This window comes from Dokdonella sp., assembly GCF_019634845.1.
Taxonomy (GTDB): Bacteria; Pseudomonadota; Gammaproteobacteria; order Xanthomonadales; family Rhodanobacteraceae; genus Dokdonella_A.
The window spans coordinates 46217-58469 of sequence record NZ_JAHCAQ010000020.1 but is presented as its reverse complement, the minus strand read 5'-3'; the positions used below and the strand labels follow the sequence as shown (position 1 = coordinate 58469).

7 protein-coding genes and 1 pseudogene are annotated in these 12253 nt (G+C 65.3%); 7 read left to right on the top strand and 1 reads right to left on the bottom strand.

Translation table 11 applies throughout. The annotated features are described in order from the left end of the window. A pseudogene (locus KF903_RS13365) lies at positions 1-279 on the top strand (IS91 family transposase); the annotation flags it as partial. 454 nt (positions 280-733) lie between these two features. Here KF903_RS13365 and KF903_RS13360 read toward each other — a convergent pair. Next, complete coding sequence (locus tag KF903_RS13360) at positions 734-2581, bottom strand: hypothetical protein (protein ID WP_291215768.1); 1848 nt, start codon at positions 2579-2581, stop codon at positions 734-736. A gap of 671 nt (positions 2582-3252) precedes the next feature. Here KF903_RS13360 and KF903_RS13355 point away from each other — a divergent pair. The 6 genes from KF903_RS13355 to KF903_RS13330 all read left to right on the top strand — a co-directional run bounded on the left by KF903_RS13355 (position 3253) and on the right by KF903_RS13330 (position 12117). Then, positions 3253-4848, top strand: a complete 1596-nt coding sequence (locus KF903_RS13355) for a hypothetical protein (RefSeq protein ID WP_291215766.1) — start codon at positions 3253-3255, stop codon at positions 4846-4848. A 96-nt stretch (positions 4849-4944) separates the two neighbouring features. After that, complete coding sequence (locus KF903_RS13350) at positions 4945-6543, top strand: hypothetical protein (RefSeq protein WP_291215765.1); 1599 nt, start codon at positions 4945-4947, stop codon at positions 6541-6543. Positions 6544-6625: 82 nt separating this feature from the next. After that, positions 6626-6895: a hypothetical protein gene (locus tag KF903_RS13345; protein ID WP_291215771.1), complete on the top strand. Its 270-nt coding sequence runs from the start codon at positions 6626-6628 to the stop codon at positions 6893-6895. Between the two features lie 114 nt (positions 6896-7009). After that, positions 7010-7519, top strand: coding sequence for an ECF-type sigma factor (locus KF903_RS13340; RefSeq protein ID WP_291215762.1), 510 nt, complete (start codon positions 7010-7012; stop codon positions 7517-7519). A 79-nt stretch (positions 7520-7598) separates the two neighbouring features. Continuing rightward, complete coding sequence (locus KF903_RS13335; RefSeq protein ID WP_291215760.1) at positions 7599-9311, top strand: hypothetical protein; 1713 nt, start codon at positions 7599-7601, stop codon at positions 9309-9311. Further along, positions 9298-12117 (top strand): serine/threonine-protein kinase, encoded by a 2820-nt coding sequence (locus tag KF903_RS13330; protein WP_291215758.1) that lies wholly within the window; start codon positions 9298-9300, stop codon positions 12115-12117. The genes KF903_RS13335 and KF903_RS13330 overlap by 14 nt, the downstream gene beginning before the upstream one ends. The last annotated feature ends 136 nt before the right edge of the window (positions 12118-12253 follow it).

Here is a 12253-nt window from a genome sequence, read left to right as displayed (position 1 = left end):
CCTGCGACCGATGCTGCACCGGTTGAGGTCAGCGCCAACGAGGAGCCGCGCAGCCCCGAGCAGAAGCGCCGCGCGATGAACTGGGCGCAACGCCTCAAGCGGGTCTTCTCCATCGACGTGACCCCCTGCGTCTACTGCGGCGGCGCGGTGCGGATCGTCGCCAGCATCGAGGAACCCGCAGCCATCCGTGCCATCCTGGCACACTTCGAGAAGCACGGTGCGCGGGAAGACGCGCACTACAGGCCTGCAGCGCGCGCACCACCCACGGTGGTCGCGTGACACCCGGTCGGCCACGACGCCGGCAGAATCCGGAGCCCGATTCGATGCGGCCGTTGGATCCCGCAGGCTTGCGGTCGGCCCGCCGTCGGGAATCGGCGAAGAGTGGCTGCTGACAACGCCACTGCGTGGCCCCGCGAGCCGAAATCTCTCCCACAGACGTCCGATCCGCGCCCCAAACGGCGCTAGTGTGACCATCGCCTATCCGACAGACTGACCGGAAGGGGCGTTTAAACTTCCTATACGCCGTTTAAACTTCCTATACCCGCCGAAGCTGGCGGGTACCGACCGCCACAAGATATGGCAGTCATTACTGAGCGTCAACACAAGATTTTGTGATAGTGGCGGTGGGTCGCCCGATGGGATGTTCAACAAAGGCATACTTGGCGAACGAGCACCGCCGCCTTTGCGGGCGGCGGTGCCGGTGCATCCAGAGCAGTGAAGCATTGGCCGCCGGTCAGCGATTGAATCCGTCGATGAAGATTACATCGCGCTGCAGTCGCGCGAACCCGAAGTCCCGGTCGGTGGCGCTGAAAGCGGCAAACCCGGCGATCAGGTAGCGCCCTTGCTGGTCGAGTGTGATCATCGAAGGCCGCGCGTTGCGCTCGAAACTGGCAGAATTGGCGCCGGGGAACGTGATGTCCTGGCGCTGAGGGATTGGACCGGTCGAGAATTGCGTATCGGCCGATAGCGTGTTGCTGCTGGTATTGGCGTCGAACCGGTACACGACGAACTTCGATTGCTCGGCGGCGCCATCGGGGTAGTTATAGTTGGCGACGACGACCTGGCCATCCGTGCCCGCCGGGCCGGCATGGAAGACCATCGATTCGGGGATGGTATGGGTGCCGGCAGCCGGGTACATGGTGGCTTCATTGCAATAGGACACGCATCCGCCGGTGGCGTCCATGCGGGTCAACCGTCCCAGCGTGGCATTTGTGCCGAGATCCCGCCAGCGCGCGACGTACAGGCCGCCGCCAAAGGTCGGGGCCAACGCCCTGACCCTCGATGCCGCATCGTCGTTGCTCCAGGCGCGAATGCCGCCTCGATGCGTTGCGGGCGATTCGCAAGTGCTGACGCTGGCCGCGCAGAAGCCGGAGTCTATGGCTCCTGCGCTGGTAAACTGCGCAGCCACCGCTCGCAGATTGGCGCCGGCTCCGACGCCGCCCCCCACGATCACCTTGCCATCCGCGCGCCGGGCAACGGCGTACGCGGACGCGACCCAGTTCCCACCGCCGACCACCGGTGCGATACCCCGCATGAGTCGTCCGGTCGTGTTGAAGGTGGTGTCCAGGTCGCCGTTCATGTCCACGCGGAGCACGGCAAAGTCCGTGTCGCCGCAGTTGTTGAACTGACGTTCCGCGCTACCGGCCAGATAGAACCGGCGCGAAGAGGGCGCGCTGTCGTCCAGAAACATGTCCTGGGGAACGTCGTGGTTGGAATCGCAGCCCGACGCGCCCGCGAAATTGTAGTAGCGGATGATGTTGCCCGCTGTGGAACCGAACCCTGGACAGACCTCGAAGGGCTGGTTGCCACCGACTGTCGGCGTGCGCAGGCAGATCAGGGCGAAGTCGTGGTTATTGGTGAGTTCCCTGTCCTGGGCCACGATGTAGAAGCGTTCGTAGTTGTCGCGCATCACGCCAATGGCCTTGACCAGGGTGAGTTGTGGATTGACCACCGTGACGATCTGGACGCCGTTGGCCCCAAAGTCGGGGTCGCGCTGGCCATGCGAGGTCAGGCGGGCGATGGCAATGCGTGCGTTTGCGCCGGGGCCACCCGACTGACCAACCAGGTAGATCTTGCCGTCTCTGCGCTGCGCGACGCCGACCGCTCGATCATGCGCGGTATTGCCACCGTCGATCGCCACGCGGTGGATGCCCGGCTCGCCGGGATGGTGGGCGACGTTGATGGTGGGATCCAGATCACCCTCGCGTTTGCCCAGGTTGCCGGCCTTGACCGCTGTGTCGGTTTCGTCGGTTTCCTTAGCCTTGCCGGTTTCGATGCGTTTGATTTGGTCATCGACCCAGCGCTTGGCTTCCGTCTCCTCCATCGACTCGGAATACCACGCCGTGTGGCGGGTCTCGTCGGAGGCGCCAGGGCTGCGCACCAGGTCGGCGCCCTCGGGACCACCGATGACGATGGTTGTGGGCGTGAATGCGGACGGGGCGACATGGCTGTCCGACAGCGGAGAGTCGTCGGCAAGCACGGCGGTGGTGGCCAGGCTCAGGCTGGTCAGGACCAACAGCGCCAGCGAGCCAACGCCGCCAAGCGCACGATGCCCAGGATGGGCAGGCAACAGGTATTTCATGGCAGAACTCCCTTCGTCGAATCGGCGGGAACAGCATCCCACGTGAAGTGGGTACGCAAAAAGCAGGGAAAAGCCGCCATGAATCGGGGAAACGTCAACCTGCCCTACACCCTCGTTCGCCCTCTTCTCTTTCGCATGGACCCCCGCGCCATTTGCGAACTCTGGTGACGCAGACGCGCCGTCGTAGCCGGCGGGCCAGAAATTCCTTGCGCGGTCAGCGGTTGCGGGCGAAAAAAACGAGGACGGTTCTCCGGCTCCGGGAAAAAACCTCGATGTGCGGTTTCGGCCGTCGAGGACAGCGCAGCCAGGAGCGGCCGCGGAACCGGCGCTCGCCCGCGCGCACTCCCCACGCCCAATCCCGGCGTGGCCGGCGGAACCGCCGCGGCAGCGCCCGACACCGTCGCCTCATGACCTGGGCGCAACGTCCCGAGCATGCATCGGTTACCGGCGTGCGGGCCTGCCGCGCCGCGGCAGCGCGGTTTTCGCCCGCTGACGATCAATTTGCACCTGCCATGTCTGGTTTCGGCGCTGCTTTGCGCTTTTCTCCGCAGCAACGACGCAACGCGCCTCCGGGCGCGCGTCGCACCGCCGCAAACCACTGATGTGAGGCCGAAATGCCACAAGCAACGATGTCCCGTCCGTCCCGATCCAACCGCCACGCGCGCGCACTCATGAGCCGCGCATGCGTGTCGCTCGCCCTGCTCGCAGGCGCTGCTGGCAGCGCCTGCGCTACCGACTGGAAGGAAGCGATCGACGCCACCACGCACCATGACGAACCGCTGGCGCCAGACGGCAGCGTGCTGCCGAGCGACCTCAACTTCAATCCGGCCTTCGGCAACAGCGGCATGGCCGCGTTCTCGCCGGACACCACCAACGACTACGAACAAGGCGGCTTGCGCGTGTTTCCGTTCAAGACCCTGGACGTCACGGGTGGCACCTTTCCGATCTTCTACGTGAAAGAGCGCGGCTACTACGTCGCGGGCAGGCGCAAGCATTACGACACCGGCCTCTACGACGCGCTGATCGGCAAGGTCAAACTCGATGGCACGCTGGACACCACGTTCGGCGCCGGCGGCTGGCAGGCGATCACGACACCGCCGATCACCTCGATCAACGATGCCGCTTTCGACGCGGCGACCGGCAGCATGTATTTCGTCGGCTCGTGGGCTCTGGGCAGCAACGCCGAAGACTTTGCCGTGCGCTGCCGCAACATCACCACCGGCAATCCCTGCGACGGCGTCGGCAGTCTCACCAGCATCGCGTTCAACCTCGGCGGCTCCAACCGCGATGTCGCGCAACGCGTGATCTTCGAGCCGGGCAGCGGCTCGACGCCGCCCTATCTGTACGTAGCCGGCTTTGCCGACAGTGCCAACGGCTGGCGCATCGCGGTCGTCAAGCTCAACGCCACCACCGGAGAACGCGTGACTGCGTTCGGACCCAATGGCCAACGCGTCTACATGCCGCCGGCTGGCGCCCAGACCGGCAGCGATGTCAATGTGTTCAGCATGGCATTGGCGCCGGCAACGGCTCCGGGCGGCTCGCGGCTGTACCTGGCCGGCAACGTGAAAATCAGCAGCGATGGCGTCGACTACAACGGCTATGTGCTCGCACTCGATCCGACCACCGGCAATGGCATCACCGCCTTCGGTTCCTGGCAGTACATCACCTACGAGCTGGACAATCCCGGCTACCGCAAGGATGCAGTCACCGCGATCACCGTGCAGCGCAACGGCAAGCTCGCACTCGCCGGCTGGTCCGATGGCCTCATTGCGCCCGACCAGCGCATGATCCTCGGACGGCTCAATACGGATGGCAGCAAGGATCTTGGCTTTTGCGACAACAAGGGCGTGTGTCGCCGCAACGATGCGACCGGCAGCCCAGTCGATGAGCCGACGGCGATCCTCGAGCGTCCAGACAATGGCGATCTGGTGGTCGCGCTGAAACGCAACCAGACCTCCGGCGATTACCATCCCGCACAATTTGTGCTTCAGTACGGCGCGAGCGGCAATGTGCTGCACGCGCAGCAAGTCATCGACTTCCCCGCATCGAGCGGGCAAGCCTGGTGGTCACGCCCGGCCGGCATCGCGCTAGACACCACGCCGATGGTGTTCGACACCATCCCCAACGCCAAGCGCAACCTCGTCGTGGCCGGCACACGCAAGTGGGCCATCGTCGACATCCTGCGCAACTTCGACGTGACTCTGAGTCACCTGCTCGAAAACGACAGCATTTTTGCCGACACCTTCGGCGGTGCCCACGGCGACTGAGCCGACGCGCGATGTCAGGTCGGCGCGCCGACTTGCGCTTTTCTCTTCCGACCGTGGCGCTCAGGCGCCACGGCCCCTGAACGGAGAACTCACGCCATGCTCAAAACCTTCGCCTTCGCCTTCGCCGCCCTCGCCATCGGCAGCGCCCACGCCGCCGACGACTTCGCCAAGCGCGCCACCGACGCCACGCAGCCGTTGCAACTGAACCTCGCGCCCGACGGCTCGCCGACGCCGAGCGACCTCACGCTTGATACGAACTTCAGCGCCACTGGCATGCGAGCGCTGTGGGCGCCGAATCAGGACGGCTGGTCCAACACCGAGGACGGCGTGGGCGTGTTCCCGTGGGACGGCGTGGGCACCCTGCCCGGCCCGCCGCCGGTCACGACCAATGTGCACAAGGGCTACTACGTCGTCGGCAAGCAGAAAAACACTGCTGGCGATGCGTGGCGCGTGTGGATCACGCGCGTGGACCTCGGCGGCATCACCGACACCACGTTCGGCACCAACGGCTGGATCTACGGCGGGGCGCAGGGCGAAATCGTCGACGTGATCGTCAGCAGGCCTTATGCCTTCATCCTCAGCAACATGTCTGCGGGCGCGGCCACGCGCGTGGCCTGCATCGACCTGAGCACGCCGACCGGCAACAGCTGTTTCACGGGCTTCGCCGGCTTGCTCACCTGGGGCGTCAGCGCGAGCGGTCCGCGCACCGCCGCCTATGGCCAGCGCCTGATCTACGACGCCCGCTACGGCCTGTTCGTCGCCGCGCGCATCATGAACACCACGCGCGGCCAGGAAGTAGGCGTCGCGCGCATCAGCGCCGGCAGCGGCGCGCTCATCCCTCAGTTCAACGGCGATGGCTACTACTTTGGCCTGCCCGCCTGGGCGCCGGCCAGCGGCGCGGAAGTGAAGGTGAACGCGCTGGCCGTCACGCCCTACGGCTACGCCGGCACCCCGCACCTGTACGTAGGCGGACAGATGAAGCGCGATGTGGCCGGCGATCACGACGGCTTCATTCTCGGCCTCGCGCCAGCCACTGGCGTCGTCTCCCCGGACTGGGACTGGCGCGCCTTCTACTACGAGAACGACAACACCGGCTACAAGAAGGATGCCATCACCGCGCTGGCGCCGCTGCGCAACGGCAAGGTCGCCTTCGCCGGCTGGTCGGAAACGGACGACGCCAATCTCAGGCCGATGATCATGGGCCGCGTCAACAGCAACGGTGGCTTCGACGCGAACTTCTGCAAGGGCAACTCGAACCGCGGCCCATACGGCTGCATGGTCGAACACAACATCGACGAATTCTACAAACCCGATTCGCAACCCGTCGCGCTTGCCGAGCGCGCGCAGAACCGCGACCTGGTCGTCGCGATGCGCTCGAAGAACAACGGCAGCATGCCGCCGACCAACGTAATCACGCGCATGGAGCAATACAGCGCCGACGGCAACCGCGTGCACGCGGCGCTGGACGTGGACTACGCCGGCGGTGCCGGCGTGACGCGCTGGTCGCGCCCGTTCGGCATGTGGATGGGCCATACCGGCCAATGGATCGGCGGCGTGGACGGTACCGGCGAGGAAGTGATCGCCGTGGTCGGCACGCGCCTGTATTCGGGCACCGACTTCGACGCCACGCTCATCCACCTCAAGGCCACCGACAGCATCTTCGCCGACGCGTTCGGCGGCGGCGGCGGCGATTGATCGCGGCCACGGCCGCAAGAAACTCCTGCGCCACCCCACGGAATAACAACGCGGCCATGGACGGCCTCCTTGCCGCCAGCGCATGCGCGGCGCTTTGATCAAAGTCGTATCCGTTCGCGCATCAACCGACCCGAATCGATGGCACACGCTTCATTGGCCCATCCGCCGTTGGAGCCCGTCCCTGAATTCCGCCGTTGCCGGCCATCCGCCCGGCCCCGTCTCGAAACTCGTCTGGGCCGCGGTCGCGGTCGCCGGCGCGATCTGCCTCGGCGTCGTCGCCTTGCGGCGCGGCGAGCCCGTCGACGCGATCTGGCTGCTCGCCGCGGCGCTGTCGGTGTTCGCCATCGGCTAACGCACCCGCTCCTGCGGTGAGATCGTGGGCGTGTCAGTCGCGGGTCAGCGCACGACGGTTGGCGGCGAGGCCGATGTTTCGCCTGCAGACGTGGTTTGCGGCGATACTGCGGCCATGGATGAACTTTCCGACCAAGCCCTGTACCGCAGCCTCTATGAGCAGCTGCGCACGCTCGCCCACCGCGAGCGTCGACGCAACGGGGCCTCGCCCACGCTCAACACCACTGCCTTGGTGCATGAGACGTATCTGAACCTGCGTCAGCATGGCCACGCCGCGCCGCGCGATTTCCATGCCTATGCGGCGCGGGCGATGCGCAACCTGCTGGTGGACGAGGCTCGCAAGCGCGCCCGCCCGAAACATGGCGGGGATTGGCAGCGCGACGAATTCGAATCGGCGATGGATGAGGCGCTGGCGCGCGAAACCCAGCGCACGCTCGATCTGGACGAGGCCCTCGCTGCGCTGGCGAAAGTCGATCCGCGCGCGGCGCGCGTGGTCGAGTTGCACTATTTTGCGGGAATGGAACTCGTTGATATCGCACGGCAGTTGTCACTTTCCGATCGCACCGTGCAGCGCGACTGGCGTGCGGCGAAAGCGTGGCTGAAGCGGGAACTGGAGAGCGACTGACGCCATCTTTCCGCGCCCATGTCGGGTCTGCTCACGGTTCCTCGTCAAACCCTGCAACCCCATCCAGGAGGTTGCAAGCATGTTCTTCTCCACCCGGCGCGCTTTCGCCTGCGCCATCTGCCTTTTCGCCAGCGCCGCCGCCCACGCGTTCAGCGTCGGCAACGATGCCGCCTGTACCCACACCACCATCCAGGCCGCGATCGATGCCGCCAAGGCATTGGGCGACACGGCTATCCACACCATCATCGTGGCGAACAATGCCAGCTACACCGGACAGGCCTTGGTGGCCGATGGCGTGAGCCTTTCCATCGAAGGCGGCTTTGCCAATTGCAGCGCCCCGGCGCCGAACGCGCCACCCACGGAAATCCTGGGTGCGGGCAACGGCGGATTGCCGGTCCTGGTGGTACAGAACTTCTCCACCGACCCGCCCCGCGTGGTGAAGCTCAGCAATCTGGTGCTCGCCTTCGGCGGCAGCCACGACTCCACGGGTGGCGGAATGCGGGTGCAGGGCCATGTGCAGGTCGAGTTGGCGGGGGTGCGAGTCCGCCAGAATCAGGCCGCCCAGGGCGGCGGAATTTCCGTGTTCGGGCACGACTCGACCCATCCGGCGCTGTTGCGCGTGGGCGCGAGCGCGAATCGCATCAGCGTCATCGATCAGAACCGTGCGCCGACTGGCGCAGGCGGCGGCGTGTTCGTTGGCGGCAACGCCCAGGCGCTGTTCGGTAGCAATGCGGTCGCGATTGCCGACAACCAGGCCAATTCCGGCGGTGGACTCTACGTCGCCGGTTCGGGACAGGCACAGCTGAACGTGAGCACGGGCACCGTCTTGCCGCCGGCGCCAGGGCTGGAACGCAATCAGGCCGTTGTGGGCGGCGGCGTTTTCGTGGACAACGATGGATTTCTGTCCGTGGATCCGGGTTACACCATCGCCGACAATCAGGCGTCGGCCGATGGCGGCGGCATCGCGGCCTATGGCGGTACGGCACAGGTGTACCTGTTCGCGACGAAGGTGCACGGCAATCGCGCCGACAGCGATGGCAACACGGTCGGCTGTGGTGGAGGCATCTACGCCGACAGCGGAGCGGCCATCACGATGTTCGGTGATCTCCCCGCGCCCGTCTGCTCGCCGACGGAAGCCTGCTCGCGGCTCGACGAAAACGATGCCACGCAGGGCGGCGGCATCTGCGCGACATTCGGTGCCAAGGTGCTGCTGCTAGGAACCCAGGCCAAAGGCAATGCCGCACAGGTCGGCGCGGCCGTGTATGGCAATGCGGCGGAGCGGGTGGAACTGGACTCGGTGCTGATTGCAGATTCGTATGACCGAGGCAATCTTGGTACGGTCTTCCTGGGTTCCGGCTCGCATTTCTTCGCCAACGGCCTCACCCTGGCTGCCAGCATTGGCGGCAGTTCACTGATGCGGATGGATGGGGGCAGCAGCGCCAGCCTGCTTTATTCCATTCTCCATCAGCCCGGTTATTCGGTACTGTTCAAGGATGCAGCCTCGACCGTCTCGGCGGCCTGCGTGCTTGCGCATGAGGTGTTTCCCATGAGCGGCGAGGTGCGCGTGGGCGACCCGGCCTTTGTCAATCCCGGCGCAGGCGACTTCACCCTGCAATCCATCAGCCCCGCCGTGGATGCCTGCGCGGACATCGTGGAACGGGAAACCGATGCCAGCGCCCAGCCACGCGGCATAGACTTGCCCGACGTTCCCGACTTGGATGGACCGTACGATCTGGGTGCGTTCGAGCTGCAGCTGCCTCCTTCGGAGATTTTTGCCAATGGCTTCGAATAGCGGTGATGCCTTTTCCACACGTCAACACACAGGCCACGCTGCGAACTACGCCCAATTGCGGATGCTGTTCGATGAGTGTGTTGATCTGCCGGAAGGCGAGCGCCTTGCATTCATTGAACAGCATGTCCCGGATGAAGCGATGCGGATGGAGCTGACGCTGATGCTGGCGCAGGATGAAAGCTCAACCGATCCCTTCGAAGCTGCGCCGCTGCAAAAGCTGGGTGATCTCCTGGCCGACGACTTTGCGGCCCTGCCCGATCTCATCGGCAGTCATTGCGGGTCGTTCAAGCTCGTGCGTCTCCTTGGCAGCGGCGGTCAGGGTGCGGTGTACCTGGGTGAACGCGACGATGGCGAATTCGTGCAACAGGCGGCGGTGAAACTGCTGCGCGAGGCGATCCTGGATGCAGCCGACCTGCGCCGCTTCCGGCGCGAACGCGACATCCTGGCGCGCTTCAGCCACGCAGGCGTCGCGCGACTGATCGATGCCGGGCTGGGTGAGTTCGGCCTGCCGTACCTCGCGATGGAATACGTCAATGGACAGCCGCTGGATCATTGGTGCGCACAGCGCAATGCGAGTCGTGCCGTGCGCCTCGAGCTTTTTGCGCAACTGTGCGAGGTGGCTGCCGCCGCGCACCGTCAGTTGATCGTTCATCGGGACCTCAAGCCTTCCAACGTGATGGTGGATGGGGATGGTCAGGTGAAAGTTCTGGATTTCGGCATCGCGCGCCTCATCGATGAGGACGCCGCGAACCGCACCGATGCATTGATGCTCACGCCGGGCTATGGCGCGCCGGAGCAGCGCAGCGGCGACACCCCCACGCCCGCAAGCGACGTGTTTGCGCTTGGCGTACTCCTGCGTGAACTCATCGCCGGGCAATCCCCGCCCAGCAAACCCGGTGACTCCTGGCCAGCCTGGCCCCTCGACGTTTCGCACGAACTGCGCTGGGTGTTCGAGCGATGCTGCGAAGAGGAGCCTGCACGACGCTACCGCGATGCTGCCGAACTGCTGGAAGACATCGAGAACTTCCGCGCCCAGCGTCCGCTGCGCGCGCATCCGCCATCAAACTGGTATCGCGCGCGCAAGTTCGTGGCGCGGCATCGGGGCGGCGTCAGCCTCACCGCGTTGCTGCTGCTCACAACACTCATCGGCTTCGGCATGGCGCTGTGGCAGACGCGCGTGGCGCAGCTTGAAAGCGCCCGCGCCATGAATGAGGCCCAGCGTGCACGCGCCGCGCTGGCGCGAACCAAGGCGGTACGCGATTTCGTAGTTGAAGTGTTCGAGACCGGCGGTGCAGGCCTGCCGGCCGACCAGATTCCAGACACCGCAACCTTGCTCGAAAGTGGTCGCCGCACGGCGCTGGCGGCAAGTACGAAATCGCCTGAAATCCGCGCCGACATGCTGACCTTGCTCGGCCGCATCTACCTTGGCCTGCAGCGCGAAAAACAGGCGCTGGAACTGCAGGATGAAGCCGTGACCCTGCTGGAGAGCCAAGCGCCGCGCAACGACATAGCGTATGCGAGCGCCTTGAGCCGGCGCGGCGAGTTGCAGTCGCGCCTGGGAAATCCTGAGCGTGCGTTCGCCGACTTCGATGCAGCCCTGGCCTTGCAGCAGCAACACGACCCTGACGGTCTGGGTCGGCTGGAAACCCTGCGCGCTCGCGGCGAAGCACTTGCCTTCGTCGGCCGCATCGAGCCGGCGCTCGCGGACTTCGAGCAGGCTCTGGCTCTGGTCGAACCACGTCACGACACACCGAAATCGCTGCTCGCCGAGATCCACAATAGCTTTGGCGTGGCGTTGTGGCGTAGCGACGACTGCGCGCGTGGCGAGCCTCACCTGCGTCAATCGGTGGCAATGGCGCGACAAGCCTGGGGCAACGAACACGCCGCCACGGCCGGCGCCTTGTCGGCACTGTCGCTGTGCCTGACCCATAGCGCGCAATTGCAGGAATCCGAAACGGTGTCGCGCGAGAGCCTGTCCATCCTTGAGCGGGTGTACGGCAAAAACCATCCTGCATTGGGGCAATCCAAGAACAATCTCGCCAATCTGCTGATCAAGCGTGGTCGGTTCGCCGAAGCGTTGCCCCTGCTACGCGAAAAGCTCGACGCCGACCGAGCTAGCGGCGTCGATCAGGCCGGCAGCGGACTCAACACCTGGATCAACCTCAGCAATGTCCTGCGTAATCTGGGCGATCTGGGCGGTGCGGAAGGCGCCGCCAAAACGGCACTGGGCATTAGTCGCCGTGTCGCACCCGAATCGCCGGTTGGGCGCGAGCCGGAATTGTTGTTGGCACGCGTCGCGCTGGATCGCGCCGATCCGGCGTTGGCGCAGCAGTGGGTGGATTCCTACCGTGGCTGGATGAAAACCCCGGAGGGTGCGCACGCGCTCATGCCCGGGCGCGTGGATTTTCTTGAAGCACGGATCGCCATCGCGAAGGGCGACGGGGATCGTGCCGAACGTCTGACGGCAGTCGCGTTGGAGCAATTCGACAAACTCCGATGCAACGAGGTTTCGCCATTCGCCGCCAGCGTTGCTTTGTGGTTGCAAGCTCGTGGGCGCGAAGGCGAGGCGATGGTGCTGCTTGATCGCGCCATCGCGCACTGCGAGAAGCTGGGCGAGTTGCAGCATTTCGCTGCCGGCGGGGCGTTGCTGGCACGCGCCACGCTGCGTCTTGCCGCTGGCGACCGCTCTGGTGCCAACGCAGACATGGAACAAGCCGAGTCGGTGCTGGCAAGCGCACTGCCAGCCAACCATCCGCAACGGCTCAAGCTTGCCAGCCTGCGTCAACGCTTCAACATGCAACGCTGAACAACGGATACGGACGCCATTTGACGTTTCCGGCGCTGGACCAGCGCTTCCGCCACACACGGCCTTGACGATCAAAACCGGCAAAGTTGCCGGTGCAGCCGCCACTCAGTCTGGGCCGAGCTGGCTCATGCACAAC